General features: G+C 69.3%; 25 protein-coding genes and 2 pseudogenes. 10 read left to right on the forward strand and 17 right to left on the reverse strand.

The window, feature by feature from the left end:
• Positions 1 to 70 precede the first annotated feature (70 nt).
• The 3 genes from JIW86_RS04235 to JIW86_RS04245 form a co-directional block, all read right to left on the reverse strand.
• Positions 71 to 502: a subtilase-type protease inhibitor gene (locus tag JIW86_RS04235; RefSeq protein ID WP_257552564.1), complete on the reverse strand. Its 432-nt coding sequence runs from the start codon at positions 500 to 502 to the stop codon at positions 71 to 73.
• A 593-nt stretch (positions 503 to 1,095) separates the two neighbouring features.
• Positions 1,096 to 2,640, reverse strand: coding sequence for a DUF6056 family protein (locus tag JIW86_RS04240; RefSeq protein WP_257552565.1), 1,545 nt, complete (start codon positions 2,638 to 2,640; stop codon positions 1,096 to 1,098).
• A gap of 89 nt (positions 2,641 to 2,729) precedes the next feature.
• Positions 2,730 to 3,335, reverse strand: coding sequence for a hypothetical protein (locus JIW86_RS04245; RefSeq protein ID WP_257552566.1), 606 nt, complete (start codon positions 3,333 to 3,335; stop codon positions 2,730 to 2,732).
• Between JIW86_RS04245 and JIW86_RS04250 the strand changes: the two are divergent.
• The 6 genes and pseudogenes from JIW86_RS04250 to JIW86_RS04275 all read left to right on the forward strand — a co-directional run.
• Positions 3,306 to 3,737 (forward strand): annotated as a pseudogene (locus JIW86_RS04250) (pectate lyase); the annotation flags it as partial. The gene JIW86_RS04245 and the pseudogene JIW86_RS04250 overlap by 30 nt on opposite strands.
• Positions 3,738 to 3,934: 197 nt before the next feature.
• Positions 3,935 to 4,732 (forward strand): SGNH/GDSL hydrolase family protein, encoded by a 798-nt coding sequence (locus JIW86_RS04255; protein ID WP_416237659.1) that lies wholly within the window; start codon positions 3,935 to 3,937, stop codon positions 4,730 to 4,732.
• A 137-nt stretch (positions 4,733 to 4,869) separates the two neighbouring features.
• Entirely contained in the window at positions 4,870 to 5,427 is a 558-nt protein-coding gene (locus JIW86_RS04260) for a hypothetical protein (protein WP_257552568.1), read from the forward strand.
• A 157-nt stretch (positions 5,428 to 5,584) separates the two neighbouring features.
• On the forward strand, positions 5,585 to 6,169 hold the full coding sequence (locus JIW86_RS04265; protein WP_257552569.1) for a TetR/AcrR family transcriptional regulator: 585 nt from the start codon (positions 5,585 to 5,587) through the stop codon (positions 6,167 to 6,169).
• Positions 6,170 to 6,249: 80 nt separating this feature from the next.
• On the forward strand, positions 6,250 to 7,611 hold the full coding sequence (locus JIW86_RS04270) for an MFS transporter (protein ID WP_257552570.1): 1,362 nt from the start codon (positions 6,250 to 6,252) through the stop codon (positions 7,609 to 7,611).
• Positions 7,612 to 7,636: 25 nt separating this feature from the next.
• Entirely contained in the window at positions 7,637 to 8,395 is a 759-nt protein-coding gene (locus JIW86_RS04275) for an SDR family NAD(P)-dependent oxidoreductase (RefSeq protein WP_257552571.1), read from the forward strand.
• Between the two features lie 86 nt (positions 8,396 to 8,481).
• On the opposite strand, the gene JIW86_RS04280 is transcribed toward JIW86_RS04275, so the two are convergent.
• The 5 genes and pseudogenes from JIW86_RS04280 to JIW86_RS04300 all read right to left on the reverse strand — a co-directional run bounded on the left by JIW86_RS04280 (position 8,482) and on the right by JIW86_RS04300 (position 14,981).
• Positions 8,482 to 8,667 carry a hypothetical protein gene (locus tag JIW86_RS04280; protein ID WP_257559638.1) on the reverse strand — a complete coding sequence of 62 codons (186 nt, stop codon included), beginning with the start codon at positions 8,665 to 8,667 and terminating at the stop codon, positions 8,482 to 8,484.
• Between the two features lie 152 nt (positions 8,668 to 8,819).
• A pseudogene (locus JIW86_RS04285) lies at positions 8,820 to 9,215 on the reverse strand (DUF2071 domain-containing protein); the annotation flags it as partial.
• Complete coding sequence (locus JIW86_RS04290) at positions 9,212 to 9,544, reverse strand: metalloregulator ArsR/SmtB family transcription factor (protein ID WP_257552572.1); 333 nt, start codon at positions 9,542 to 9,544, stop codon at positions 9,212 to 9,214. The pseudogene JIW86_RS04285 and the gene JIW86_RS04290, both read right to left, overlap by 4 nt.
• Positions 9,545 to 9,643: 99 nt before the next feature.
• Positions 9,644 to 10,933 carry a cation:proton antiporter gene (locus JIW86_RS04295; RefSeq protein WP_257552573.1) on the reverse strand — a complete coding sequence of 430 codons (1,290 nt, stop codon included), beginning with the start codon at positions 10,931 to 10,933 and terminating at the stop codon, positions 9,644 to 9,646.
• Between the two features lie 271 nt (positions 10,934 to 11,204).
• Positions 11,205 to 14,981 carry a hypothetical protein gene (locus tag JIW86_RS04300; protein ID WP_257552574.1) on the reverse strand — a complete coding sequence of 1,259 codons (3,777 nt, stop codon included), beginning with the start codon at positions 14,979 to 14,981 and terminating at the stop codon, positions 11,205 to 11,207.
• Between the two features lie 147 nt (positions 14,982 to 15,128).
• Between JIW86_RS04300 and JIW86_RS04305 the strand changes: the two genes are divergently transcribed.
• Positions 15,129 to 15,596 (forward strand): RICIN domain-containing protein, encoded by a 468-nt coding sequence (locus JIW86_RS04305; protein WP_257552575.1) that lies wholly within the window; start codon positions 15,129 to 15,131, stop codon positions 15,594 to 15,596.
• 336 nt (positions 15,597 to 15,932) lie between these two features.
• Here the strand turns inward: JIW86_RS04305 and aroQ are convergent, their stop codons facing one another.
• The 8 genes from aroQ to JIW86_RS04345 form a co-directional block, all read right to left on the reverse strand.
• Entirely contained in the window at positions 15,933 to 16,547 is a 615-nt protein-coding gene (aroQ, locus tag JIW86_RS04310; protein WP_257552576.1) for a gamma subclass chorismate mutase AroQ, read from the reverse strand.
• A gap of 188 nt (positions 16,548 to 16,735) precedes the next feature.
• Positions 16,736 to 17,428, reverse strand: coding sequence for a GNAT family N-acetyltransferase (locus tag JIW86_RS04315; protein WP_257552577.1), 693 nt, complete (start codon positions 17,426 to 17,428; stop codon positions 16,736 to 16,738).
• 126 nt (positions 17,429 to 17,554) lie between these two features.
• Positions 17,555 to 17,767 carry a DUF397 domain-containing protein gene (locus tag JIW86_RS04320; RefSeq protein ID WP_257552578.1) on the reverse strand — a complete coding sequence of 71 codons (213 nt, stop codon included), beginning with the start codon at positions 17,765 to 17,767 and terminating at the stop codon, positions 17,555 to 17,557.
• A 381-nt stretch (positions 17,768 to 18,148) separates the two neighbouring features.
• On the reverse strand, positions 18,149 to 18,925 hold the full coding sequence (locus JIW86_RS04325; RefSeq protein WP_257552579.1) for an ABC transporter permease subunit: 777 nt from the start codon (positions 18,923 to 18,925) through the stop codon (positions 18,149 to 18,151).
• Positions 18,922 to 19,914, reverse strand: a complete 993-nt coding sequence (locus JIW86_RS04330) for an ABC transporter ATP-binding protein (RefSeq protein WP_257552580.1) — start codon at positions 19,912 to 19,914, stop codon at positions 18,922 to 18,924. The genes JIW86_RS04325 and JIW86_RS04330 overlap by 4 nt, the downstream gene beginning before the upstream one ends.
• 197 nt (positions 19,915 to 20,111) lie before the next feature.
• Entirely contained in the window at positions 20,112 to 20,966 is an 855-nt protein-coding gene (locus tag JIW86_RS04335; protein ID WP_257552581.1) for a hypothetical protein, read from the reverse strand.
• 269 nt (positions 20,967 to 21,235) lie between these two features.
• Complete coding sequence (locus JIW86_RS04340; protein ID WP_257552582.1) at positions 21,236 to 21,955, reverse strand: leucine-rich repeat domain-containing protein; 720 nt, start codon at positions 21,953 to 21,955, stop codon at positions 21,236 to 21,238.
• A 249-nt stretch (positions 21,956 to 22,204) separates the two neighbouring features.
• The gene (locus tag JIW86_RS04345; protein WP_257552583.1) at positions 22,205 to 22,549 is read right to left on the reverse strand and encodes a hypothetical protein; all 345 of its coding nucleotides are present in this window, start codon (positions 22,547 to 22,549) and stop codon (positions 22,205 to 22,207) included.
• Between the two features lie 415 nt (positions 22,550 to 22,964).
• Between JIW86_RS04345 and JIW86_RS04350 the strand changes: the two genes are divergently transcribed.
• The 3 genes from JIW86_RS04350 to JIW86_RS04360 all read left to right on the forward strand — a co-directional run bounded on the left by JIW86_RS04350 (position 22,965) and on the right by JIW86_RS04360 (position 25,859).
• Entirely contained in the window at positions 22,965 to 23,783 is an 819-nt protein-coding gene (locus JIW86_RS04350; protein ID WP_257552584.1) for a hypothetical protein, read from the forward strand.
• A gap of 229 nt (positions 23,784 to 24,012) precedes the next feature.
• Positions 24,013 to 24,990, forward strand: coding sequence for a GlxA family transcriptional regulator (locus JIW86_RS04355; RefSeq protein ID WP_257552585.1), 978 nt, complete (start codon positions 24,013 to 24,015; stop codon positions 24,988 to 24,990).
• 110 nt (positions 24,991 to 25,100) lie between these two features.
• Complete coding sequence (locus JIW86_RS04360; protein ID WP_257552586.1) at positions 25,101 to 25,859, forward strand: MBL fold metallo-hydrolase; 759 nt, start codon at positions 25,101 to 25,103, stop codon at positions 25,857 to 25,859.
• Positions 25,860 to 25,928: 69 nt separating this feature from the next.
• On the opposite strand, the gene JIW86_RS04365 is transcribed toward JIW86_RS04360, so the two are convergent.
• Entirely contained in the window at positions 25,929 to 26,885 is a 957-nt protein-coding gene (locus JIW86_RS04365; protein ID WP_257552587.1) for an SMP-30/gluconolactonase/LRE family protein, read from the reverse strand.
• Positions 26,886 to 26,915: the final 30 nt, after the last annotated feature.

Consider the following 26,915-nt stretch of genomic DNA (forward strand, 5'->3'; position numbering starts at 1 on the left):
TTCGCGCGTCCGCCCCCGCCCGGGGAGGAGCGGGGGCGGACGCGCAGGGCGGACGACCCAGGAGGAGCGGTCAGAATGCGAAGACGGTGTTTCCGTTGAAGGTCGCGGACATGGTGCACGCGTTGGAGAAGGTGTGCTTCCAGGAGATGCGGCTGCCCTGCCAGACGCCGTCTGCGGTGACGGTGACGGGGGCGTAGTGCATCGGGCAGGCGCGGTTCGAGTCCGGGGCGGCCAGGAGCTCGTCGAGGGTGCCGGCGGTGGCGGCGAGGGCCGCACAGGCGGCCTTGGGGTCGGGATGCGTTCCCTGGGCGGTCGGCGCGCAGCTGAGGGTCGACGCCCGCACGACGGTGTCCGCATACTCGCCCTGGGCGACGGTCAGGACCACGGCGGAGGGGGCGTACAGGCTGGCGGGCTGTGCCTCCGCGAGGCCGGTGGCGCCGGCCAGGGTCAGGAGGGTGGCAGTGGAGACAGCAGCGATGCGGTGACGCACGACGGAACTCACTTTCAATTCGAAGGGAAGAAGCAGCAGTTGGCTGCGATATGCCGACTGGACACCGCTGAGTCTGTCGGGTGTGAAGGGTGCATGCACATCGAACGCCGATTTACAGACATCTCGTTCGATTATCGGCGACCGAACGGTCGTTCAGGCAGCTCGGACCGGGTGCGTGCCCTTCGTGATCACGCACAAACGGACGGTGACAGCCGGCGGGACAGCCGTACGTGGGGCGTTGACCTGCTGTTGGCTGCGCGCGGTTCATCGAACGTCTATCCAGGCTGACCGGATAGTGCCGGTGCCTCCCGGTGCCTCCCGGGGGACGCGGGTGGTCAAGGGTGGCCTTCGTGGTGTGGCATTGGAAGGCCGAGAAGCAGGATGCGTCGCCGCCGCTGCCGCACGCTCGCGGGCGGCGCCGGTACCGATCTGCCGCTGCTGTGCTGGGGCTTCAGGTACGGCATGGCCGGTGCGGGGAGGGCGAAGGCGTGAGCGACGACCGGCAGCACCGGGGACTGCTCGATCGTCCGCCCGTGCTTCAGGGCGCCAATGACCCTTCGCCTTCCCTGCCAAGTCCAGCCTGTTGATCCGACGTTGGAGTCAGGTCAGGGCTTGTGGATCTGCTGGACTTGGTAGTACTTGGCGGTGCACGGCGCGACCCAGTCTTTTCCTTCCTGACGGGAGAAGTAGGGCTCGGCGAGGGATCCGATGGGCATCGCCCCGTAGGTCACGCTGCCGGCTCCTTCGGTGACCTCGTCGCGGATACGGGCGTCTTGGGCGTCCCAGCGCAGTGCCCGGGTGACTGTCTGAGAGGTGAGTTGCTGGGCGGCGGGGATCAGGGCGGCCAGGGCAGCGAGAGTGAAGGTGCCCGCCAGGAGGGCCGCTGCCCGAGGGAGACGTGGCTTGTCGGGCGTGTGTGCGCGTTGTCCGACCCAGTGGCCGAGGAGTGCCCCGTACAGGGTGAGGGTGGCCAGGTACGGGATGAGGAAACTGGTCCAGGTGCGGGCGTAGGTCCAGCCGTTGCCGCCGTATCCCAGACGCAGGCCGTGAGCGACTGCGAGGGACGACAGGATGAGGACGGGGATCGGGAGGATCAGCAGGAGCCGTGCCGCCGGCTGCGGGAGACCACGCCGGCGGGTGACGGGTGGCTGCGGTTGACTGGAGGTGAGGGTGAGCGCGAGGCCGAGGAGTACGCCCGCGGCAGCGGCGCCGAGGTAGGCCCACTGGCTGAGGATGGTGTCCCAGATGTGGACCCAGTCGCGTGCCAGGCGCCGTGCGCTGAATTCTCGTGGTGGGCGCTGTGCGCGGCGCCACGCGGCGCCGGGCGAGGTGTAGAGCACGGCCAGGCCGGCGGTCAGGCCCGCGCAGTACAGGGTGGACCAGGTGAACGGGTACCAGGTTCGCGCGAGCCGTAGGGCCAATGGCAGCCGGGGCAGGGTCAGGAGCGCGGCGGTGGCTGCGGTCACGCCACTGACGGCGAGGAACGGCTCGCTCAGTGTGCCGATCGCGAAGCCTGTCACCAGGGCGCCGACGAGCGCCGCCTGTCGTGGCCGTCGCCTCGGGCTCCGGGCCGCGCGGATGGCGGCGAGCAGGGCCCAGATGCCCAGGACGCTGGGCAGGATGTGCGAGATGGCGGCCGGGGCCCACAGCATCTGGTAAGTGCGGGTACCGCCGAGGAACAGCAGCGCCTCCACCACCAGCACCGCGGGCGCCAGGACTGCCAGAGGTGCCCGCACGTCCAGCGCGCCGAGCATTTCACGGGCCAGCAGGTACAGGCCGAGCCCGAGGGCGATGATCAGAACCGTGGAGAGCACCTGCGGGCCGAGCATGCCGTGGGAGTAGACGACCCCGCTGAGGAAGGCGTTGGTGATCCGCCCGTTCTGTGTCAGGTAGAAGTCGGACGTCACACCCAGGACGCCCATGTCCCGGGTCTTCCACGCCATGCACCAGTCATCGGAGGTGGGCCGCAGGAAGGTCCCCAGGAAGCCGGCGATGCCCAGAAGCGCGCCGGCCGCTGCCGTCAGAACCCCACCGGTTCCGCGCAACAGCCCGGCGCCGGCGCTCTTGCCCGGCGGCCCGGCAGGGCCGGGTCCGGTGCCGGCGGCGCTGGTTTGGCCGGCCGGCCGCGCGATCGGCTTCCTTGCCTGCACGGGTAGTACCGCCCGGTCAGGCAGGTCCCGTGTCGGGCTCCGTTCGGCACGGTCCTGCGCGTCAGAGGTTGTCACGGGTTGTGAACGAGTTACGGCCGACCAGGGGAACGGTCCGGTGATGTGCCGTGGTCGTTCGCATGACTTTCGCTCGATCCGTTTCCACACACCGTACGGCTCACGCGCGCCGCAGGGCGGCGACGAGGGCCCGCAAGCGGGACCAGGCCCAGGTGGTAGAGGTGTGCCTCGCCGAGCCCCGCGGGCAGGGTCTCGGGACGGAAGTAGCCGCCGACGGCGGTGGCGGGTGGCGCAAGATCGCGGAGGGCGGCAACCGGACCTCCGCCGGACGCGGGCCCGGGCTCGGGCCTGGACCCGGACCCGGAACCTGAGTCGGCCGCCCAGCAGTTGGCGACCACCGCGTCGATGCCCTCGGCGACCCTCGGCCCCAGGGGCGCGAAGGCCCCGGTGGCCCAGGGGGACGCGGAGCCGTGCACGGTGATGCGGATGCCGGGCGCGGCGGTACGCGCGGCGGCGATCAGGCGCGCGTGCAGAGCGGATGCGGACGCGTCGGCACACTCGCGCAGCACGGCGGCCGTCTGTGCCCCGACGGCGTCCTCGGGGCTCTTCGGCGGCTGCGCCGGCCCGAGGGCCGTACGGACTTGAGCCGCGACCGCGGCAAGCTGCGCGTCACCCTCCACCACAATCTCTTCGAGAACGTCGTCGAGAGGGCGCCACGGGTCCGCTTCGGCAAGGTCGACGCGTACAACAATCACTTCGTGGTGCCCGGTTCGGCACACTCCTACAGCTTGAGCATCGGAATCGAGTCCCAGCTCGTCGCGGAGAAGAACGCCTTCACGCTCGCCGATGGCGTCCAGGCCGGAGAGATCCTCAAGAAGTGGAAGGACGCCCCGGTCACCACTGCGGGCAACTTCGTCAACGGCAGGCAGGTCGACCTCCTCGCGGCCCACAACGCCCAGTTCCCCGGCGAGATCCTGCGCGCCGACGCGGGGTGGACGCCGACGCTGCGCACGCGGGTCGACGTGCCGCAGGCCGTGCCCGCCCTCGTCGACCACCGCGCGGGCGCGGGCCGACTGCACTGACCTTCCGCCCGCCGCTCTCGCCCACTTCCGCAGCGAAGACGCTCCCCCTGCCCTCGCACCACCCACGAGCCTCAGCAGTGCAGAAAGAAGCATTCCGCTGCACACGCCTATCGCGAGGGCGTCGATGACTGCTAGAAGAGTGACGCTTCGACAACTCCTGATCCCCACAAAGCCGCAAGGAGTTCTTTGTCATGCACATGTACAAATTGAGATGGGTCGTGCCCTCGTTACTGACCCTGGTCGCCGCGACCCTCGGGCTCACCCACCCCGCCTCCGCCGCCACGGCAGCAGGGGAGCGCTACGTCGCTCTCGGTGACTCCTACTCCTCAGGGGTGGGCGCCGGAAGCTACCTGTCCGACAGCGGCAGCTGCCAGCGCAGCAGCAAGGCCTACCCGTCCCTGTGGGCAGCAGCCAACGCCCCGGCCTCCTTCTCCTTCACCGCCTGCTCGGGAGCGACGACCAGCACCGTCAAGAGCAGCCAGCTGACGCCGCTCAACAGCTCCACCACGCTCGTCAGCGTCACCGCCGGCGGCAACGACGTCGGATTCGCGAACGTCATGCAGACCTGCGTCCTGCAGAGCGAGTCGACCTGCGTCAACGCGGTGAACAACGCCATCGCACAGGTCAACAACACCCTCCCCGGCAGCCTTTCGTCCCTCTACGGCACCATCCGCAGCAAGGCGCCGCAGGCTCATGTCGTCGTGCTCGGCTATCCGCGCTTCTACCAGCTGAACGGCAGTTGCATCGCCGGCCTGAGCGAAACCGAGCGGGCTGCGATCAACCGGGGCAGCGACGCCCTCAACGGCATGCTCGCGAAGCAGGCCGCCAACGCGGGATTCTCCTACTCCAGCGTCGTGGACGAGTTCACCGGCCACGAGATCTGCTCGGGCGACGCCTGGCTGCACAGCGTCTCGGTGCCCGTCTCCAACAGCTACCACCCCACGGCCACGGGCCACGCCAGCGGATACCTGCCGGCCTTCCGCTCCGCCGTCTGATCCCCCCAGGCTCCCCAGACTGCATCCCCGGGGTCTTCCGCGCCCGAGGGTCGACGCGGGTAGACCCAGCGGCTCTCCGCTCAGTGCCTCCGCACCCATCCGCCGAATCCGCCGAATCCGCACCAGGAGGAAAGCTCATGACGTCATCCCAGGCCGGCGACACGGCCACAAGCAGCACACGACGAAACAGACTCCGCTCCGTCCTCACCGCCCTCGTCCTCGTCCTCGGCGCGCTCTTCGCCCCCGGCGTCGGCGTCCTCGGCGGCGCCGGTGAGGCCCACGCGGCCACCAAGATCAGCCACGCCACCGCGACCTCGATGTTCCGCAACTCCGCCATCACCTGGTCCTCGTCCGGCGGCTGCTCGGACCGCAACAACCCGACCTGCACGTCCTTCGAGCAGCTCAACCTCGCCACCGCGCAAGGCGCCCAGACCCTCAAGAGCGCCAGCGGCTGCGCCCTGAACATCACCGGCGGCACCGAGACCGGCCACGCCGGCGGCACCTACTCGCACTGGAACGGCTACAAGCTCGACTTCAGCAAGTACACCTGTCTCGGGAACTACATCAAGAACACGTTCAGCTACATCGGCTTGCGCGGCGACGGCGCCCCGCAATGGAAGTCCGGGGCCGGCAACGTCTACGCCGACGAGGGCAACCACTGGGACGTGACCTTCTACAACTGCGGCGGCTGCTGAGCCGGAGCCGGCTGCATAGAGGGTGTGTGCTCTGCCCGGACCTCCGGTTCGGGCAGAGCACACAGAGCAGCAAGGACCCTTCACGCGGCGGCAATCACCGGCTTCGGTGGTGCGCAGTTATTGACCGAACGTTCTAGATACCTCTATGATCTTCAACGTGGCCAGGACCAAGGAATTCGATCCGGATGCCGCGCTGCAGTCAGCCCTCGAGCTGTTCTGGCGGCGCGGCTACGAGGCGACGTCGCTCACGGATCTCGTCGAGCACCTGGGCATCGGCCGCGCCAGTATCTACGCGACCTTCGGCAGCAAGCACGAGTTGTACCTGAAGGCCTTGGACCGGTACGCCGAGACGCACAATCCGCCGCTCCTCTCGGAGCTGTCCCAGCCGGGACCCGCACTGCCCGCGGTACGGGCGATGGTGCGGCGCTTCGCCGCGGAGGCCGCTTCCCCTGGGACCCGACTGAGCGGCTGCTTCGTCACCAACACGGCGGCCGAGTTGGCCCCGCACGACGATGCGGCGGCTCGCCGGGTCGAGACCAGCTGGGAGCACGTCGAAACCCTGCTGCACTCTGCGCTCACACGGGCCCGGGCCCAGGGCGAGCTGCCCGAGCACCGCGATCCACGCGCGCTGGCCCGCATGTTGCTGGTCCTGCTACAGGGCGTACGGATCGTCGGCAAGGCGTCGACCGATCCCGCCCGGGTGCGGGACGCAGCCGAGCAGGCGCTGACCCTGCTGGACTGACCGAATCGCACACATGGGAGCCGCCCGGGCTCCCTTCTTCATGCCCAAATATTGGACCGATCAGTCAAGAATAGAGGGAAATGAAATCGGGGGAAAAGACCGCCACAGACGCCGCCCCGGCCGCCACCACCCGGCACCGGTACGCCTTCGCCTTGCTCGGCGGCGTCCAGACCGTGCTGATCTTCACGCTCGCCGCGATTAACGTGCCGCTGCCACGCATCGGGCGTGAATTCGACCTGCCACGCGCCGACTTGATCCTGCTCAGCGCCGCCTACGGACTGACCTTCGCCGGGCTGCTGCTCTTCGGTGGACGCCTCGCCGACCGCTACGGTGGGCGGCGCGCCCTCACTGCAGGCCTCGCCCTCTTCGCCGGCGCCTCGGCCGCTGCCCCGCTCGCCCCCGGTATCGGGGCGCTGCTCGCGGCGCGCTTCGCACAGGGTGCGGGAGCGGCTCTGGTCGCACCGGCCGCCATGGCGGTACTGCGCGCCGCCTTACCCTCTTCAGCTGCGTACGGCAGGGCGATGGCCACCTGGGGCGGGCTGTCAGTGCTCGGCGCGACTGCGGGCAATCTCCTGTCCGGCGTCATCTCGTCGCTGCTGTCCTGGCGTTGGACCTTCGCCGTACCACTCGCGGTGGCCCTCGTGGCCCTCGCCCTCACGCCCCGGCTGCTGCCGGACACCGCCCCAAACCGGGGCAGAACCCTCGACCTGCCGGGTGCTCTGCTCGCCACCGCCGGGATCACCCTCGCCAGTTACGGGCTCGTCGTCACCGACGCCCAACCCTGGTCCTCGGCCGGCGTGGTCGTGCCGCTGGTCGGCGGAACCGCGCTGCTGGCCGCGTTCTGGTACGCCGAGCGCCGGGCCCGCGACCCGCTGCTGCCACCCGGCTTCCTGCTCGACCGCCGGCGGGCCCTCGCTCTCACTGCCATCGCGATGAGCGCCTGCGGAACCGCTATGACCTTCGTGGTTCTCTCGCTCCACCTCCAGCAGGCGCGCGACTGGTCACAGTTGCAGACTTCGGCCGCCTTCGTGCCGTTCGCCGTCACGCTGATCGCCTCGGGCCGCGCGGCAGGTGCGCTCATCGGCCGGTACGGTGCCCGAGCCGTCACGGCCGCCGGGCTCGCCACGGGCGCGGCCGGGCTCGCCGTCCTCGCGTTCACCGGGCTTGATGCGCACACCGGGTACGCGTATGGACTGCTGCCGGGCCTCGTGCTGCTGCCGGCCGGCACCGCGGCCTCCTTCGCGGGAGCCGCCGTGCTCGCCACCGAAGGTGTACCGCAACAGCAGACCGGGCTCGCGGGTGGCGTGCTGAACACCGCGATGGAGTTCGGCCCGACCGTCCTCTTCGCCGTCCTGCTCACGCTCGGCAGCGACGCCTTGTCCCTGGCCGCGACCGGGGCCGCCCTCGCCGTCGTCGCCCTCCTGAACCACCGCACCAAGTAATCCATCACTCAAGGGAGTCACCGAAATGAACCGCTTCACCGGCAAGACCGTCCTCGTCACCGGCGCGGGCTCCGGCCTCGGCCGCGCGATCGCGCTCGCCTTCGCAGCCGAAGGAGCATCCGTGGTCGCCGCGGGACGCACCGCGGCCACCCTGGACGAGACGGCCGGCCTCATCGAGGCCGCCGGCGGCACGGCCGCCGCCGTCACAGCCGATGTCACCGACTCCGGCCAGCTCCAGAACCTCGTACGCGAGAGCGTCACCCGCTTCGGCTCACTCGACATCGCGGTCAACAACGCCGGGATACTCCGCGGCACCGTACCCGTCGGCGAGGTGAGCGAGGAGGACTGGGACGCGGTACTGCGGACCAATGTCACCGGCGTCTGGCTGGCGATGAAGCACGAGATCGCCCACATGAAGGCGAACGGCGGCGGCACCATCGTCAACATCTCCTCCAACCTGGGCGCACACATGCGGATCCCGAACGCCGCCGCATACATCACCTCAAAGGCAGCGGTCTCCGCCCTGACCCGCGCCGCCGCTCTCGACCACATCCACCAGGGCATCCGCATCAACGCGGTCAGCCCTGGCGCCTCCGCCGCTCCCATGTCGCTGCGGGCCGGCGAGACCGAGGCCGACCGTGCCGAGCGCGTGAAGACGGAGAACCCGCTCGGCCGGGTAGCGGAGGCCGGGGAAGTGGCGGCCGCAGTGCTGTACCTCGCCTCGCCCGAAGCCGGCGCAGTGGTCGGCACCGACCTGGTGGTCGACAGCGGGTCATCGGCCTGACGGTTCTCAGGCGGGGCCACGTACGCGCTCATCAGCCACCCGACGGACGCACGCTCTCGGCGTCCCGAGGTCTCCATCCCGGCGAGTCAAGCGCCGCGGTCGGCGGCCATGGTCGGGAGCGGCCACCAACTGGCGGGGACGTTGCGCATGACCAGGGCGCAGTCCAGGGTTGCGCTCCCTGGCGGGAACCGGTCCAGGTCGTCGAAGAAGGACGACGCGGCGGAGCGAACCCGGCCGGCTTCCACGTGCCAGGCGTCGGTGTGCAGTTCCATGCCGTCCAGGTGGCGGCCGGACCTGGTGGCCGAGTACCCCTTCGCCCCGCCTTGAAAAAGCGGGAAGCCTCGGCGAGATCGGCGAAGAGCTCGCTGCCCCGCAGCTCGTCGGACGGCTCGACGGTGACGTCCACCCGGGTGTCGCCGTCCCGCGTCGCGAAGGCGACACGCACCTGGTCGGGTGTCTCGTGCACCTCGAAATCGGCGCGGCCGTGTTCGCCGGGGAAGACGCGGCCTCCGGCCCAGACGTTGAGCCGCGAGGCGGTATCGCGACGCGGGATGTAGACGCCGGTCTCGACGCCGTCCGGTCCGTCCCATTCGACGGCGATCCGATGCGCCGCGTTCTCGCTCCGCAGCCCGAACGCCCTGGGGGCCCCGACCGGCCGGACACTTCCCAGCCGCAGCAGGCAGATGCCCGCAACTGCATGGCCGTGCACCAGTTGCGGGCGCAGCGGCTCGGGAAGCAGGCGTACTGCGGCGTCCGGGGCGACCCGGTAGTTCACCAGCAACCGTCGTTCAACGACGCTGGACAGGCGCGGTTGCCTCATGATCCCTCACTCTGCGCCCCGGGGCGCCATTTGGTGTGGCGCAGGACGATCTGCTCGGGGCAGACGGCGCTGAGAAACCGACCGATGCAGGTCGCGAGGCGATCCTCGGCCAGTGTGTAGAGGATCCGGTTGCCGTCCCGGCGCTCGGTGACCAGTCCCGCTCCCTTGAGCACGCCGAGATGCCGTGAAATGGACGGCGCGCTGATCGCGAACCTGCTCGCGATCTCGCCTGCCGCCAGCTCCACACCTCTGAGGTCCTCAAGGATCTGGCGCCTCGTCGGATCAGCGAGCGCACGAAAGGCCCCTGCCTCGTCCTGGGTTTCTGTCATGTTAGATATTTAGCACATTAGCTAAACATCTAACATGGGTTCGGGGTCGTCACCGGTCGGTGACGACCCCGCTCCGGGCGCTCCTGAGCCAGCCGACGTCTAGACGCTCGTGCGTACCGCTTCTGCCGTGCGATCGGACGCCTCGGGTGCCGCGGATGCCGCGGATGCCTTGGGCAGGTCGTCGGCCGTCGGCCGGCCGAGGAGCCAGCTCAGCAGCGGGCCCGCCATCGCGGTCGTGACCACGGCCATGACGACCATGAGCGAGTAGAGGCTCTGGTCGAGGAAGCCCAGTTGCAGACCCACGTTGAGGACGATGAGCTCGGTCAGGCCGCGGGTGTTCATCAGCGCGGCGAGCGCAGCCGACTGCCGCACCGGCATCCGGTTCAGCCGGGCGGCGGCGAACGCGCCCGTGAACTTGCCGCCGACGGCCACCAGGAGGATCAGCGCCAGGACGCCCAGCCCGCCCATGTCCAGACCCGAGAGGTCGACCTTGAGGCCGGCGACGAGGAAGAACACCGGGAGCAGCAGCGTGCCGTTCATCTCCCCGAGGCGGTCGTGCACCTCGGAGCGGAGCCGCTCGGTACCGGTGCGCGGGAGGACCACGCCGAAGAGGAACGCGCCGAAGATGTAGTGCAGACCCACCCACTCGGTGACGGCAGCGGACAGCAGCAGCCCCGCGACGACGCACGCGAACACGGTCGGGGTGAGCCGGAGTGCGGGCCGGCGGGCCGCGTAGCGCTTCAGCAGGGGCCGCAGGACGAAGAGCATGCCCAGCAGGTACGGGATGGCGAGCAGGATGCGCCACTGGTCCGAGCCGGCCGAGCCGGTCATGGCGACGACGCCGGCGAGCACCGTCCACGCGAGCACGTCGTCGATGGAGGCGCAGGCCAGAGCCACCACGCCCAGCGGGGTACGCGTCATCTTCCGGTCGGTGAGGATGCGGGCCAGCACCGGGAACGCCGTGATCGACATGGCGATGCCCATGAACAGCATGAACGCTGTCTGGTCGCCGGTGCCGTACTCGTCCATCAGATAGAGCGCCAGGACCATGCCGAGGCCGAAGGGCACCAGGATGGAGCTGAACGAGACGGTGGCGGCAAGGCTGCCGCTGCCGCGTATCAGCTTGGCGTCCCATTCCAGGCCGATGATGAACATGAAGACCGCGACGCCGACCGCGGCCAGAGCGCCCAGCAGGGGCCGGATGGATACGGGGAAGAGGGCGTCGGAGATCGCCCCGTGAAACAGGGTCGGTCCCAGAGCGATGCCGGCAAGGACCTCACCGATTACCGCCGGCTGGCCGAGTCGCCGGGCCAGCGCGCCGAGTACGCGTGCCAGGATCACGATGGCGGCGAGGCCGAGGAGGAGTGACGTGGTCTGATGCGTGGTCATATGGTCCGTTTCCGTAAGTCCGGGTCTGTCCTGTGACCCCGTGTGGGCAGCGCGGGCGGGTGGTCAGGTGCCCGGTGACCGCGTCGGGCGATCATCGGGTTCCGGTCGAGGTACCTGAAGGGGGCAGCAGTTTCACGGGGCTGCGCGACGACTGTGCCCCCTCACGAAAGAGTCGTGGTGCAGTACCGCCGGAGGTTCGGGCAGGACGGCAGCGTCGACTGCTACGGCAGGTGAGCCGGCTTTCAGGATGTCGTGCTCGGGATGGGTGGTGTCATGCGGCGGGGCAGGGTGGGTTGAAGTCGACCGCCGTGAAGTGCAGTGCCCATTGGGCTCTGGTGATCCGGGGGTACGCGCTGTCGCAGATGCGGGCGGCGACCCTGTCCAGGCCGGTGTCCCACAGCCGGATCGTGAAGTCGTTGCCTCCGGTGGCCAGGGTGTTGCCGTCCGGGCTGAATGCCACGGCCGGTACAGGGTTCGAGTGGCCGGTGAGGACAGCGGGAGTGGCCGCACCGCTCACGTCCCACAGCAGGGCCTTGCTGTCCCCGGCGCCGGCCGCCAGCCGGCGGCCGTCCGCGTCGAAGATCAGCGTGTAGAGCCAGGAGCCGGACGCCGGTAGGTGCGTCACCTTCCCTCGCCGGCCGATGTCGTTGACGTCAATCAGCCAGACCGTCTTGTCCGTTCGGTGGAAGGCGGCCAGTCTCCGGTTGTCGGGGCTGAACACGCCGCCGGTCAGAGGGTCGGACCGGAACGGGGACGGCAGTTCCCGGGGGCTGCGCGGATCGCTGATGTCCCAGAACCGCAGCGAACCGGACTCGCCTGTGCTCGTCACCAGCGTGCGGCCGTCCGGCCGGAACGAGGCCATCGTGACGTGCGGCCCGTCCTCGGCGATCCGGCTCAGTGGCCGGGGATGGCCGGGATCGGTCAGGTCCCACAGCCCGGCCGTACCTTGTGCCCAGACGGCCAGTAGGTGGCCGCCCGGGCCGAAACCGGCGCCGCCGACTTCGCCGGCATCGGGGGTGAAGACCGATGCCAGCCGCGGCCTGCGTGGATCGGTCACGTCCCAGACGCGGACGGTGGCATCCTCGCTCGCGGTGACGAGGGTGCGTCCGTCCGGACTGAACGCCACGGACCGGACGAACTTGGTGTGCCCGTGCAGGACCGACAGCGGCCACAGGGCCCGGCCGCCGGTGACCTGCCACAGCCGTGCGGTGCCGTCCCAGCTGGCGCTGGCGAGCAGGTGGCCGCCGGGGCCGAACGCCAGGGACGTGACCACGTCGTCGTGGGTCGCGAGCGACAGATCCCGCAGGTCCAGGAGCCGGTCGGAGTTGGCGAGCATGCGGCCGTCCGGGCTGAACGCGGCTTGGTAGAACCCGCCCTGAACCATGCTGATCCGCTTCGGCTTTGCCGGGGCGGCGACATCCCAGAACAGGGTGGACCCGCCCACCGAGACGAGCGTGCTGCCGTCCGGACTGAATGCCACCGACCAGACGATCGCGGGATGCCCCAGCAGGACAGCAGGTGGCTGCGTTCGCGGGCTGCTGGAGATGTCCCAGACCCGTGCGGTGCGGTCCCAGCTCCCGGTCGCCACGGTCCGGCCGTCAGGGCTGAAGGCGGCTGAGGTAACCGTGTCCGTGTGTCCGCGCAGAACCTCGAGGAGGAGCGGATTCGCGGGGTCGACGACATCCCACAGTCTGGCGGTGGTGTCGCCGGTCGTCGCCAGCGTGCGGCCGTCCGGGCTGAACGTCACCGAGGTGACCGTGCCGGTGTGGCCCGGCAAGCTGGCCAGCAGCCGCGGGTGGCGGGGATCGTTCACGTTCCACAGCCGCGCCGCGCCGTCGGTGTGGCCTGTGGCCATGACGCCGCCGGGCTGGTACGCCACCCACGTCGGCGCGGACCGCTGATCGGGCAGCGTGCTCAGCTCGGCGGGCGCACGCCGGTTCGCCACGTCCCACAGCCGCACCGATCGTTCGCTCGCCGTGGCCAGGACACGGCCGCCCTCCCCGAACGCCACCGACATCAGCCGCTCCGGCTGATTCAAGACGGCCAGCTGTACAGGGTGGTGGGCGTCCCCGATGTCCCACAGCCGGACTGTGCGGTCCCAACTCGCGGTGGCCAGGACCGTGCCCTTCGGGTCGAAGGAGATCGAGACCACGTCGGAGGTGTGGCCGGTGAGCCGGCTCGAGTACGGCGTCGCGAACGCGCTCATGAGCTGGTCGCGGACGTCGCCGGTGGCTGCCAGACGGTACGCGGCCAGGTTCAGCTGCGCGGAGAGCGCGGGGTCTTGCTGCCGCACCTCGGCCGCGTCCGCGGCGGCCTTCCGCGCAATGGCCACGTTGCGCTGCTGAATGGCCGAGTCGCGCGAGTCGACGGCCAGCCCGCCGGCGGTCGCCGCGATGACCACCAGCACGGTGAGCAGCGTGACCAGCTGCCGCAGGCGGACCGTCCGGCGCCTGACCGCCGCCATCTCGCCGGCCTGCGCTTCCTGGCTCGCTCCGAGGAAGCGCCGTTCCTTGGAGGTCAGCCGGCTGCCGTCCGCGGCGGCCAGGTCCAGCGCCGCGGCCAGGCGGGCACCCCGGTACAAGGCGTGCGGGTCGCGGTCCTGCACCTCCCAGTCGGCGGTCGCTTCCGTGAGCTGCCGGTGCAAGAGCAGCCGGTCCCGGTCCTCGGTCAGCCAGCCGCGCAGCCTCGGCCAGCACCGGATGATCGCCTCGTGGGTGATCTCGACGCACCCCTCGTCCAGCGTCACCAGCCGTTGCCGGGCAAGGGATTCGAGTACGTGGGTGGTGTCGGGGTTCGGGTCCAGCTCGTTCCTGGTGATCCGGCGCCTGGTGTCCTCGGTACCGTCGCCCAGCGCGGTCAGCCGTAGGAACAGCGATCTGGCGAGGTCTTGCTGCACCGGCGACAGCGCCCGGTAGGCGGCCTCAGCGGTGTGTGCGAGCGCGTGCTGGATGCCGCCGGCCGCCAGATACCCGTCCAGTGTCAGGCGGCTGCCGCTGCGGCGGCGCCAGGTCTCGGCCATCGCGTGCGAGACCAGTGGCAACGCACCTGGCTGCCCGGTCGCGTCCGCGACCACGGCCGCCAGCAACGGGCCGGTCACCGTGCAGTCGGCGAGCACGGCCGGCCGGGTGATGGCCTCGCGCAGCTCCTGGCTGCTCATCGGACCTACCGCGATCTGCGCTTCGCGCATCGCCTCGACCAGCCGGGGGTCCTGGACGCAGTGGCCGTAGAAATCGGCGCGCACGCCGAGTACCACCCGGGTCCGGCTGGTCGTCGCCGTGGTGGCGGCGATCAGCATGGTGATGAACGCGTCTCGTTCGTCTCGGTCCCTGCAGAGGGTGAAGACCTCCTCGAACTGGTCGGCCACGATCAGCGCGTCAACGTCCGGTGAGCGGTCGATCACGGCTTGCCGGATCCGCAGGTGCAGCGCCACCGGATCGTCCCGCAGCTCGGTCATCAGCGCGCCGGGAGTCTCTCCCGTCACCGCGGCCAGGCGGATCGCGCACTCCTCCACAGGATGCGGGCCCGGCGTGAACAGCATCACCGGCCACCCCGTTGCCCGCGCGCGGGCAACGAGCCCCGCCCGCAGCAACGAGGATTTCCCTGATCCGGACGGCCCGAAGACCGCCAGGAACCGGCGGTCACGCACCTTCGCGAGCACCTCGCCGGTCAGCCGCTCGCGCCCGAAGAAGCGGTCGGCGTCTTCCGGTTGGAACGCCGACAGCCCCGCGTACGGTGTGCTCTGCCGGCTGGTTTCCCCGGGCTCATCGCCTTGTGCGCTCGCGGCGATCTCGGCGGCGACCGCATGCCATCGGGCTTCCCATTCGCGGCGGTCACCCTGGCACGCCTCGACATACGCGAGCGTGACACCAAGGCTCGGAAACCTGTGCCCGCCCGCGGCGTCCGACAGTGTCGTGGACGAATAGTGGGCCCTTTTGGCCAGTGCCCGATAAGCCGGCCGTCCCGCCGCCTCGCGGAGTTTACGAAGGTCGGCCGCGAACCGGGTCAGTGGACCGGTGTCCAGGTCGAGCGGGCGTTCGGGGCGTGGCATGGCCTTCCTTTCTGCGCCGTTCCGCAGCCGTGATGGGTGGTGGATGTCCAGCTGTTGATGTCCGGAATCCACGTTCCGGCGCCGGACATCAACCGGCGGCTAGACATGGGCCAGCGCAACCGCGCAACGGCGATACGAAGGAGAGTCATGAGGTCTGTGCGACGACTGATGCTGCTGGCGGCGGTCACGGGACTGCTGGCAGGCGGTACCTTGACGGGCGCGCCCGCGTTCGCCGCGGCACCGCTGCTCAAGTCCAACCTGAACGGAAGGTGCGCCGACATCTTCATGTTCCATCAGGAGAACGGCGCCTCCACCGTGACGTGGGACTGCCACGGCGGCACCAACCAGCAGTGGTACTGGGACGGTGAGCAGATCCGCTCGAGCATGAACGGAAAGTGTCTGGAGATCTACGGCCCCCATCTGGGTGACCAGGGCTCGGTGAGCATGTGGGACTGCAACGGCGGTCTCCACCAGAAGTGGTACCGGAACGGCAACGAGATCCGTAACCGGGTCAACGGAAAGTGCCTCGACATCCTGGCCGGCCGGCCTGACATCGGCCAGCTCCTGGTGAGCTGGAGCTGCAACGGCGCGCAGAGCCAGAGCTGGAACTTCTGAACGCCGCCCCGGCCCGGCACACCGCGTGCCGGGCCGGGTCTCATTCCCGCTCACAGCGAGGCTGCTGAGGATGTCGGCTCGCTCCATGCGAGGAAGGTAGCGGTGGGCGCGAGGACAGAAATCCGGGTCAGGGGCGCAGTGTCATCCCAACAGGACAAGCCGCGATCATGTTCAGCAGGGTGGACAGCACCGTAGGTTGACCCGTTGTTCGATGTCCGGGCGATCTTCGTGGATCAGCCCGTCTTGTGCGGTGCTTCGCAAGGCGGGGAAAGACCGCGTGCTCGGTCTGCACACTGCGCTCCGGCGATGAGAGGGATGCAGAAGGCGGGACCGGATTCAGCCTGCCCGGCATACCGAAGGCAGGGCCCTCAGCAACCCGGTCTCGTGCAGGGGGCTCAATCGAAGCCGCCCGGCCACCCTCCGTTCGACCGAGACGAGCCGGACCACGCAGCGGGCTCCGTCGCGCACCGGGTCGGTCGCGGACAGCTCCGCGAGGAGCCGGTGGTTGACACTGTCGATCAGCGGCCGGGTCTCGGCGAGCGTCGGTCGGTGCTCGGGCGGCCGCGCGGTGCCACGGTCCCAGGCCCGGAAGAGCTCCCGCTGGACCAGCTTGCTCGCCTCGATCTGGTCCTTGAAGACCGCCGTCGCCTCCGCCGGATCCAGGCCCAGGCCGCGCGCCTCCTCGGCCATGGCGTCCAGAACCTGCTTTTCCCGGGAGGGCTCGTCGATCGGCGATTCGGTCCCGTACTTGGCCGCGGCAACCTGGTCCGCGAGCAGCACGCGCTCGGCGGCCAGCCCGACCAGCGGCGCCAGCACCGGCCCAGCCGGCGCCACCAACGCGTCGCGCGGCTGGGCCTGCGCCGGGCCGTCACCGGCGCCGAAGACGGCGGCGACGGTGACGGCGGTGACGGCGGTGACGGGACACACGGCGATACGGATGTGACGGGTCATCCGCTCAACCTAGTGCTGCGCCGCAGAAGTTCGTGGAGGTCAGCTGGCCCCTTTGAGCAGGCGGCGCAGCCGCAGCGTCATGCAATGGCCCGCCTCGCCGTCAGGGGGGACATTACGGGCGAACCGCCGATCGGGTCGGCAGCCGAACCTGCTGAAGAATCGAGGTCAACAACTCACCCACGGATCCGTCAGGCTTGCACAGTCACACGCGGCGAGGCGGGAGACTCTGGCTGGGAACGGATTCCCGCGCCCCCGCGTGGGGTTCCATGGGCAGCGAAGAATTCCTCGGCCGTGAGGCCGAAAATGAGGTTGTCGTGGTAGCGGCCGCCGAAGTAATCGTGTCGCCGCAGACGGCCCTCCAGGGTCGCTCCGAAGGCGAGCATGCCTGCTTGTGAGACCTTGTTGAAGTCGTGCACGTAGGCTTGGGCCTTCTGGTAGCGGCGCTCACCGAACATGTAGCCGAGTACCAGAAGTCCGGCCTCCCAGGCGTACCCCTTGCGCTGGTGTTCCGGGGCGACCGCCATCCCCAGATAGAAGCGGCCTGCCACGGGGTCAGCTTGAGTCGTATTGACGCAGCCCACCATGCCCCTGTGCTGCCGATCGGTGATCGCGAGGAAGAAGTTGTCGTCCAGGGGGCCCTTCGCTGCTTCCTGCTTCAGCCATTCCCGGCAGTTGTCAGGCGAGCGCGGTGCGGTGACTCGCTCCCAGGCGCGCTGGTAGGACGATGAGGACTCAAGCGCAAGGACGACTTCCCAGTCGCTTGGCTCCACGCGACGCAGAACGGTGTTCTCTGCCGCCCAGACAGGACGGGACAGGTCCATAGGCCCTGTGCCGTCCACATGTTCCAGTGCTGCCTGACCTGTTCGTACTTGGTCGGTCACGCGTCCATCCGTGTATCTGTGTGGTGGAAGTGGAAATTGAGCGCCGAGAGGAGATCGGCGAATCGATCAAGACCAGTGGGGCCCTGGCCATGCTGGCAGAGCCCCACACGTCGCGAACGTCGTGAATCAGCCGAACTCGCCCGCCCGCACCCCCTCGCGGAAGGCAGCCCACTCCTCGGGGGTGAACCGCAGGTCACCAAGACCGGGATTCTTCGAGTCCCGCAGCGCCACAGCGCCGCCGCCGATCTCAGCGACCTCGACGCAGATTTGTAGGCTGTAGCTGCTCTTGCCCCACTGCGCTCCGCTGATGTCTCGTGCGTAGAGTTCGTTCTTCTCCATACTCAGCTCCTTCGGTGTGCCTCCGCAGTGAGCTTCCCTGCCCGTGGCCACAAAACCCCCCATATCGCCCGCATGGAGTAAGAATTAAGCGTCCTACTGCTGTGCCCCAGAAGTTCGTGGAGGGACGTCAGGTCGCAGAGCTGTCGGGGTAAAGACTGCAGGCGCAGTGCAGTATTCCTTGAGGCTGCTGGAGGGAAGCCCACCGGGCAGCACGTCGTCCTCGCACACCCCCATCCTGTCGCCCGGTCGGCGGCCCTTGGCCATGATCACTGTTCATGACCAAGGGGGCGGGGCGGAGCACAGCAGTGGCGGTGAGGCTGAACGAAGCGACCGGGGCAGTGCTGCAACAGCTCGCCTCGTCGGCGAAGGCGCGATCGGTCGTCAGGCGTCGTTGCGCTTGAGCGCGAAGTAGCCGCCCGCCAGGGAGGCCGCGGCCCACAGCGCCATGATGCCGAGCCCTGCCCACGGGCCGTACGGCGGCCCGTCCGCCTGCTGCACCACCTGCATGACGCTCGTGCCCGCCTGGTCGGGAAAGAAGAAGCCGACCTTCCTGGTCGCGGGCACGAAGTTGAAGATCGGCGCGATCATGAAGAAGTAGGCCATCAGGACGCTGAGGGAGAGCACCGCCTTGCGCAGCATCGTGGCGACGCCGACCGCGAACAGCAGCATGAGCGTCAGGTACACCCCGGCGCCGGTGACCGCCCGCAGCACACCGGGGTCGCCGAGGGAGGCACCGTGGTCACCGAGGAGCGCCTGGCCGACAAAGAACGTCGCGACGCTGGTGGCCATGCCCACGGCCAGGCCCGGTACGGCGGCGGCCGCGGCCTTGGCGCAGTACAGCAGGCCGCGCTGTGGCACGGCGGCGAGCGTGGTGCGGATCATCCCCGTGCCGTACTCGCTGCTGACCACCAGGACGCCGAAGGTGATCATCGCGAGCTGACCGAGGCCCATGCCGATGAAGCTGGTCATCACCGGGTCGAAGGCGGCCTGCTCCGCGGCGCCGAGGGTGTCGAACTCGCCGCCCAGGATGACGCTCAGGAGCGCACCGAGGCCGATGGTCGAGAAGAACGCGGCCGTCAGCGTCCACATCGATGAGCTGATGGTCCGGATCTTCGTCCACTCCGCCCAGAGGACGGCCGTGGTTGCGGCCATGGTCATGACTCCTTTCCGGTGCGGGAGCGGATCAGGGCCGGCGCCCGTTCCGGGGACGAGGTCCCGGAGGGGGCAGGGCCGGCGTCCACGGCGCCGCCGGCCTGGTACTCGAGCGAACCCGCGGTGAGCCGCATGAACGCCTCCTCCAGCGAGGCACGCTGCGAGCCGATCTCGAGCAGCGCGATCCGGTGGGCGGCGGCGAGTTCGCCGAGCGTCTCGGCGTCGCCGTCATGGATCTCGAAGGCCCCGTCCCCGGTGAGGACCGGCGCGATCCCCTCGCCGGCGAGGACGTCGAGCAGCCGCTCCGGCTGGGTGGTGCGCAGCCGTACGACGGAACGGGAGTTGTTCTCGATGAAGTCCGCCGTGGACGTGTCGGCCAGCAGCCGACCGCGACCGATGACGATCAGATGGTCGGCCGTCAACGCCATCTCGCTCATGAGGTGGCTGGAGACGAAGACCGTACGGCCCTGGGCCGCCAGTTGCTTCATCAGATTGCGGATCCAGAGAATGCCCTCGGGGTCGAGTCCGTTGACGGGCTCGTCGAGCACGAGCGTCTCGGGGTCACCGAGAAGCGCGGCGGCGATACCGAGCCGCTGACCCATACCGAGCGAGAAGGCACCCGCGCGCTGGTGCGCCACGGCGGCGAGGCCGACTGCCTCCAGGATCTCTCCGACCCTGCGGTCCGGGATCCTGTTGGACCGCGCCAGCCACAGCAGGTGGTGGTAGGCGGTGCGGGCGGGGTGCAGGGCCTTCGCGTCCAGCAGCGCGCCGACCTGCTTCATCGGCTCGCGCAAATCGCTGTAGCGCTTCCCGCCGATGGTGACGCTGCCACCGGTCGGCCGGTCCAGGTCCAGCATCATGCGCATGGTCGTCGTCTTGCCCGCACCGTTCGGGCCCAGGAAGCCGGTCACCGTGCCGGGGCGCACGGTGAACGTCAGGTGGTCGACTGCGGTTTTGTCCCCGTACCGCTTGGTAAGCCCACGTAACTGGATCACACGACGCAATATAGGTCGCACGCATGCCGTGAATGCTCTGTAAATACTGGTTTGTCCAGTGATGCTTGCCGGATGACAGGAGCAGGATGAGGGGGTTCCCTCACGGGCCTTTTCCTCAGTAGGGGGCCCACAAGGGTTTGTGACGGCACGTGTCCCGTTTCCTCCTTCGACAACGACGGCATCCAGGTATTCGCCGGTCAGATGTGAAGGTGCAGGAAGACCAGGAGAGCGTCGTCCGGCACACCGTCCAGATAGCGCTGTACGTCTTGCTGTGATCCGGATGCGATCTCCGGTGCGTGCGGGCACACGGCACGGCCGCCGCAGGCCCTGTGGATCCCGTCGTCGCCGTCCCCGTACCACCAGCCTTCCAGGGTGAGCACATTGGGGAAGTTCACGCCGTCGTACCGCGAGTGGCCGCGGGTGAAGTCCTCGCGGGAGAGACCACCGACGCTCATGAGGGGATCCCAGATGCCCAGGAAACCGGGGTCATAACGGTGGGTGCGGGCTGCGCTCTTGAGCTCGTCCAGCGCTGACAGGTAGGCACCGACGAGGGGTTGTGCCTGGTAGCGCTCGCAAGCCGGGGTCCAGGGATCCGGCTTCCCCTCCACGTAGAACTGGGCGAAGGGCGGTACTCCCATCTCCGCCTTGCTGCGTTCCAGGAACAGCTCGTACGGCTGGGGAGCGGGATGGCGGCCGGACAGGTCCGCCCACAGGTCCCAAGCTCGGCCGGCCAGGGCGACGGACTCGGCGTAGCTCGCACTGAGGTCGAGCAGACCGCGGGGGCCGCCCGCGCACATGCCGGGCAAACTGGGCTCGCTCGTGCCGTCGTACCGCGGCCGGTCGTGCAGAAGGCGTGGATCCGACTCGAAGCCGGCCTGGACAGCGAAGCCGGCACCGGACGCTCCGCCGCAGATCCGGTAGTAGTCCCAGATGTCGAACTCCGCGCCGAGTCCCTTCTCCCGTTCGAACGGGCCCATCGCCTCCGCGACCGCCTCGTCCACCCGTCCCGCTGCCGAACCCGGCAGGCACACCACTATCCTCATTCCGGCCATGACCTGATCATGCCCAAGAGGCGCCAAACGCTCCATCCGGTATTCCCGCACGCCCGAGATCGTTCACCCGCGTCAGTCCGCGTGCACCCGGTTGGGTGTCCGGCCTCCAAGCGGGCATCCCCACCACCTCGTGGAACCTCGCCGGCACCACCACCTTCAGCGCCGGCGCCGTGGTCCTCGACCTCCGTCCCGCCGGGCCGGGGGCTCACGAGTAGCGGAACCGACAGAAATGGCGGCCCTGCGGCGTGAGAAGCCGTGTGGCGTGTCGTTCACGTCAAGACGACGCATCCCTGTCGCTCCAGCTCGGTCAGTAGCGGCAGGGAGGGGTCGATCTCGTTCCATCGCAGATCCAGCTTCTCCAGTGATGGCATCAGGGCGAGCCAGTCCGGCAGCCGGCTGAGGCGGTTGCTCCGCAGGTCGATCTGGCGTAGTCGCGGGAGGCCGGCCAGCGACTGCGGCAGCTCGGCCACGGAGTTCTCGCGCAGGTCCAGGTGTCGCAGTTCGTGCAGTGCGGCGGTCGACGGCGGCAGGTGCTCGATCGCATTCCCCCGGAGCCAGAGCTCACGCAGGTTGCGGAGTTGGCCGATGGAGTCCGGCAGCGTGGTGAGGCGGTTGTGCTGTGCCCTGAACTCGATGAGGCCGGCCATCCTGCCGATGGCCTCCGGCAGGGAGGTGAGGGAGTTCTCACCGATGTTGAGGTAGCGCAGCCGCGTCAGGTTCCCCAGAGAATCCGGAAGCCGTGACAGCTGGTTGTCGTGCAAGTAGAGGCAGTCCCTGAGCCCGGTCAGCTCGCCCAGCTCGTCGGGCACCGAGGTGAGCGCGTTGTGGCCAAGGTCCAGGGTGTTCAGCAGGTGCAGCTTCCCGATCCCCGGTGGGAGGGCCGTGAGTCCGTTGTCCGCGAGGATCAGCACGCGGAGCTCGGTCTGCTGCCAGACCGACTCGGGCACCTCACCGAGCTCTTGACGCCACAGGTTCAGTGCGTGCTTCACGGGCTTCTCCCCTCGTCAGCGGTTTGGTCCCAGATTCTCATCCGGGACTTCGCGGCAGGCAGAAAGCTGATGGAGCAGCCGTCAGGAGCGCGGCGCGGCGGGTGCCAACCTGTCCGAACGCACCGACTGTCGTGACCGCGTCGTATGTGACTGAGCTCCAGTTGGCACCGCTCGCCAGATGTGGCGCTCAGTTCGGCGGGTGCCACGAACATGGGCCACGTGCCCATCGCTGCTGACGGATGCTGACGGCTAGGGCAGGCCCACCAGCCCCCAACCGCGGCTCGCAGCCGCCGTGGTCACCTCGCCCCATTCACGCAAAAGCGTCGTGAAGGCCTCGAAGGTGTCCGGGCGGCCTGCCCAGCCCTCGCACTCGGCGGCGAACGGTTCGCGCAGCTCCTCGAGTCGGGACTCCACCCGCGCCCAGGCGCGGGCCTTGCCGGGTACTGCCTCCGGCGGGCACACGAGAAGGACACCCGGGCGCCAGCGGTCGGTGGCCGGCGGGAAGAACCCTACGCCGCCAGTCAGCGCAGGATCGTCGGCCGGATCCGCATCCCAGATCAGACCGACAAGAAAAGTGTCCATCGCCTGGCGCACGAAAGCATCGACGAGGAGCCGTACGTCGGCCCATGCCTCCCCCGCGCGGGCGTGCGGGCTATAGGCGCCGGTGGTGGTGAAGAAGCTGTACTCGGCGCACCATGCAGACCCACGATCCGGGGGCCACAGCCAGCCGTCGCCCCGCCCACCCCCTGGTACTCGTCCTCCAGCTCCGGCAACCAGGCTGCGTCGTCCAGTGCTCGGACCCGGTTCTCGACGGGGACGGCACTCAAATACTTCCAGTCCGCCATGAACAGCGTGAGACCCAGACCCATGGCGGCAGCATAGGCAGGCCCCGCGCAACAAGCCCACACAGACCGCCCCTGCGGGGTCGGGCGTCTGACAAATAATCGTCCAGCCTACGGACGCGCCGCCGCTATCCTCCCGGACGTGATCGACAGAGAGAACGGTGAGGATGACCGAGGACGTTCCGACAACAGCCCGAGTGCAGGACGTACTGAACCGAGCCACGCGCGTGGTGATCGTCGAGGCATCGCCCGACAAGGTCGACTCCACCGACCTGACGCGGCTCGTGGTGACCGGTGACGACATCGCCGACCTGGCCCGGCACTTGGCCATCGTGGACGGTGGGACCGGTGATCGCTGCCGGTGCAACGGCTGGCCGACAATCATGGTTCACGGACCGGACGGTGAACTGACGGCCTGTTGGACGCTGCACCACCAGACCGGGCTGCGAGGGATCGGTAACTGTGACGCCGACTTGCGCGATGGCCCGGCCCTTACCGAATGGCTGGCACAGCGAGGCCTGACCCGATCGCAAGATGTCCAGGAGATGCTGGCCGAGGAAGAGGCCGAGGCCGAGCAGCGTCGGATGCGCTGGATCCAGGCCGCACCGGCCGGGCTGGCCGACGTAGCCGCGGATGTGTCCCAGCCACCGGGCCGTGACTACGAAGCCTGGTCACGGCAGCTGGACGACGCCCGGGACCGGCTCGCCGCTCGCATCCGGCAGCACTACCCCGATGCGATCGAGCGGATCCGCGCTCTGCTGGCATGGGCGGGAATCTGCTCCAGGGAGTCCACCGGTGGCTGGAAGTGGTACGACATGGCCGTAATGCGCCAACTCCACGATGAATCTCCCGACCTCGTCCTCGCCGCGCTCGCTGCTCACCCCCGAGCCCGGCCCAACTCGACGGGGCGTCCGAACTGTTCTGCACTGTCGAATGGACCAAGGCACACGACCGGCATCTGCCCGAGCCGCAGAGGTCGATGCTGATCGGACATATCCAGGCAGACGGCACCGACACCATGCGACGCCGGCTGAGTTGGGGCTACTACGGCGCGGAGCGAACTGCCTGACAGCACCGGCATGCCTCTGTAGGGACAGGGCGATTGATCATGTGACTGGCAGGAGCGACGGGTGGATGTCGTGCTGCGATGCGCAGGGCCCGATCTGACAGAACCTCGTCATTGCGGACATGGAAGCGCAGCGAAAGGATGAGGGCATGCTTCCACCGCACAGAGTCGTCATCACGGCCTTCCCCGGCGTCGAGCTGCTGGACGTCACGGGGCCTGCCGAGGTCTTCTCGGTCGCCACGCGCGTCGGAGGCAGTAGCCGTCCCGGTTACACGGTCCGGATCGCGACGGCCGACGGCGGGCCGGTGACCACCTCCAGTGGTCTCCGGCTGATCGCCGACCTCACACTGGACGAGGCCCTCGACCAGATGGACACCCTCCTCGTTTCGGGTGCCGTCGCAGTCAGGGACGACGGTGTGGAGCCGATACTCGACGACGAGCTGACCACCTGGCTGCGTGACGCCGGGCCCCAGACCACACGGGTCGGCTCGATCTGTGCGGGCGCTCACCTGCTGGCCGCCGCGGGTCTGTTGGACGGGCTGACCGCCACGACCCACTGGCTCACGGCCCCGCAACTGGCCGCAGCCCACCCGCGCGTCACTGTCGACCCGGACCCGATCTTCATCCGCGCCGGCCGCGTGTGGACCTGCGCCGGCATCACCGCGGGGATGGACATGGCACTCGCGATGGTCACCGAGGACCACGGCCCCGATCTCGCCCTGGCCACGGCCCGGATGATGGTCATGTACGTCAAACGCCCCGGCGGCCAGAGCCAGTTCAGCGTCCCGCTCGCAGCACCCGCCGCGGCCGGTGACCGCATCGACGACCTGCGCCTGTGGATCGGCGAGCACCTGGCGGGCGACCTCTCCGCGGAAGCCCTCGCCGCACGCCTCCACTTGAGCGTGCGGCACTTCAACCGGCTGTTCCGCCGACGTACGCAGACCACCCCGGCCGCATACGTCGAGGCCGCCCGGCTCGAGGCCGCTCGCCGACTGCTCCAGGAGAGCGACCGCCCTCTGACGGAGGTCGCCGCGGCCAGCGGCCTCGGCTCGGTGGAAAGCCTGCACCGCTCCTTCCGCCGTCGCCTGGGGACCACCCCCGCCGAATACCGCCGCCGCTTCCGCTGACCCCCTGCCGATCCCGGCCTTCCACCGCACCGGCGCAGCGCCGCCGGGGCGGAGCATCGGCGTGCCCGTACGACGGGCATGCCGCGACCACGAACCGCGAGGAGAACACCGTGTCCCAAACCAAGGTCATCCCCATCCCGGTGATGGGCCGCCACAGCATCAACGCCTACCTCCTGCTGGGCCGGCGTCCCGTCATCGTCGACGCGGGAACACCCGGCAGCGGGAGGAAGATCTACGAACAGGTCGCCGCGCACGGTGTGGACCCCACCGACATCTCGCTGATCGTCATCACCCACGGCCACATCGACCACTTCGGCTCCGCCGCCGAACTGCACCGCCTGACCGGGGCACCGGTGGCCGGCCACATAGCGGACCTCGGCCCGTTCCGTACCGGCCGGGTCCGCGAACCGTACCTGCCCACCGGCCCCATGGGCCGCCTCATGGCCAGGAACAAGAACCTCCACGTCCAGGCCGAACCGCTGGAACCCGACGTACTCGTACGAGGTGAGACACACCTGAAGGACTTCGGGATCGCGGCGCGCATCATGCCCACCCCCGGACACACGGCAGGATCCATTTCCGTCCTCACCGACCAGGGAGATCTCGTCGCAGGCGATCTGGTGGCCAACTCCTTCATGGGCCTCATCCCTGGCAGGCCGGCCAACCCTCCGTTCCACGACGACCCCCTGGCCAACCTCGCCAGCCTGCACAAGATGCTCGCCCTCAACCCCACCCGGCTCCACGTCGGTCACGGCTCGCCGCTGGAACCCGACCGGGTCCGCAGCTGGGCCGCCCGGGAGCGCCGCCGACTGTCCCGCCGCGAAGCGGCCGGACGCCTCGCCGTCCGCACCGATGGCGTCGGAGCCTGACCCCGACTCACGGCTGCGACGGCGCAACTTAAATGGAGCCGGGGCCGCCAGGCTCGGATTGAGGGTGTGTCAGGAGGCGTCGAGCCACGGGCGGCGGCCCGGGCCCGTCGGGTGGGTGCCCGTGACCGCCATGACCACCGAGTAGAGGCTGGTCTCGGCGGTGATGAAGAGGCGGTTGCGCTTGGCCCCGCCCCAGGAGATGTTGGACACCGTCTCCGGGACGTTCAGCCGGCCGATCAGGGTGCCGTCGGGGTCGTAGCAGTGCACACCGTCGGCCATCGCCGCGACCCACAGCCGGCCGCCGTCGTCGAAGCGCAGGTTGTCGAACCGGGCTACGCCCTCCGCATCGGCCTTGGCGAAGACCTCGCCGTCAGAGAGGCTGTCGCCGTCGGGGTGGACGTCGAAGACGCGGATGGCGCCGCCCCGGGTATCGGAGACGAACAACTGCCTCTCGTCGGGGGAGAAGACGAGCCCGTTGGGGGCGGCGAAGCAGTCGGCGACCAGGCGGACCTCGCCCGTGTCCGGGTCGATCCGGTAGACGTTGTTGGAGCCGATCTCGCTCTCCGCGCGGTAGCCCTCGTAGTCGCTGGTGATGCCGAAGTCCGGGTCGGAGAACCAGATCGAGCCGTCCGACTTCACGGTCGCGTCGTTGGGGCTGTTGAGCCGCTTGCCCTGCCAGCGGTCGGCGAGCACGGTGAGGGTGCCGTCGTGCTCGGTGCGGGTCACCCGGCGGTTGCCCTGCTCGCAGGTGATCAACCGGCCCTGGCGGTCCAGGGTGTTGCCGTTGGTGTGCCCGGCGGGCGAGCGGAAGACACTCACGGTTTCGGTGGTCTCGTCCCACCGCAGCATGCGGTCGTTGGGGATGTCGCTCCAGATGAGCTGGCGCCAGGCCGGGAGGTAGATGGGGCCCTCGGCCCAGCGGCAGCCGGTGTACAGGACCTCCAGCGCGTCGTCGCCGTTCATGCACCGGCCGGTACGGAAGCGGTCGTCGAGGCAGGTGTACAGCTCGGGGCGCTCGGTGGCCATGTGCGTGGTCCTTCCTTGGAGGGGAGCCGA

The organism is Streptomyces sp. NBC_00162 (assembly GCF_024611995.1).
Classification (GTDB): domain Bacteria; phylum Actinomycetota; class Actinomycetes; order Streptomycetales; family Streptomycetaceae; genus Streptomyces.

What these genes read in the sequence shown, in the direction of transcription:
- aroQ (WP_257552576.1), bottom strand. Translation starts at nt 16,547, where the DNA reads ATGACCCGTCACATCCGTATCGCCGTGTGTCCCGTCACCGCCGTCACC.
- JIW86_RS04280 (WP_257559638.1), bottom strand. Translation starts at nt 8,667, where the DNA reads ATGGAACTGCACACCGACGCCTGGCACGTGGAAGCCGGCCGGGTTCGC.
- JIW86_RS04355 (WP_257552585.1), top strand. Translation starts at nt 24,013, where the DNA reads ATGCTTCCACCGCACAGAGTCGTCATCACGGCCTTCCCCGGCGTCGAG.
- JIW86_RS04335 (WP_257552581.1), bottom strand. Translation starts at nt 20,966, where the DNA reads ATGGCCGGAATGAGGATAGTGGTGTGCCTGCCGGGTTCGGCAGCGGGA.
- JIW86_RS04260 (WP_257552568.1), top strand. Translation starts at nt 4,870, where the DNA reads ATGACGTCATCCCAGGCCGGCGACACGGCCACAAGCAGCACACGACGA.
- JIW86_RS04350 (WP_257552584.1), top strand. Translation starts at nt 22,965, where the DNA reads ATGACCGAGGACGTTCCGACAACAGCCCGAGTGCAGGACGTACTGAAC.
- JIW86_RS04270 (WP_257552570.1), top strand. Translation starts at nt 6,250, where the DNA reads ATGAAATCGGGGGAAAAGACCGCCACAGACGCCGCCCCGGCCGCCACC.
- JIW86_RS04255 (WP_416237659.1), top strand. Translation starts at nt 3,935, where the DNA reads ATGTACAAATTGAGATGGGTCGTGCCCTCGTTACTGACCCTGGTCGCC.
- JIW86_RS04325 (WP_257552579.1), bottom strand. Translation starts at nt 18,925, where the DNA reads ATGACCATGGCCGCAACCACGGCCGTCCTCTGGGCGGAGTGGACGAAG.
- JIW86_RS04275 (WP_257552571.1), top strand. Translation starts at nt 7,637, where the DNA reads ATGAACCGCTTCACCGGCAAGACCGTCCTCGTCACCGGCGCGGGCTCC.
- JIW86_RS04320 (WP_257552578.1), bottom strand. Translation starts at nt 17,767, where the DNA reads ATGGAGAAGAACGAACTCTACGCACGAGACATCAGCGGAGCGCAGTGG.
- JIW86_RS04300 (WP_257552574.1), bottom strand. Translation starts at nt 14,981, where the DNA reads ATGCCACGCCCCGAACGCCCGCTCGACCTGGACACCGGTCCACTGACC.
- JIW86_RS04295 (WP_257552573.1), bottom strand. Translation starts at nt 10,933, where the DNA reads ATGACCACGCATCAGACCACGTCACTCCTCCTCGGCCTCGCCGCCATC.
- JIW86_RS04290 (WP_257552572.1), bottom strand. Translation starts at nt 9,544, where the DNA reads ATGACAGAAACCCAGGACGAGGCAGGGGCCTTTCGTGCGCTCGCTGAT.
- JIW86_RS04305 (WP_257552575.1), top strand. Translation starts at nt 15,129, where the DNA reads ATGAGGTCTGTGCGACGACTGATGCTGCTGGCGGCGGTCACGGGACTG.
- JIW86_RS04365 (WP_257552587.1), bottom strand. Translation starts at nt 26,885, where the DNA reads ATGGCCACCGAGCGCCCCGAGCTGTACACCTGCCTCGACGACCGCTTC.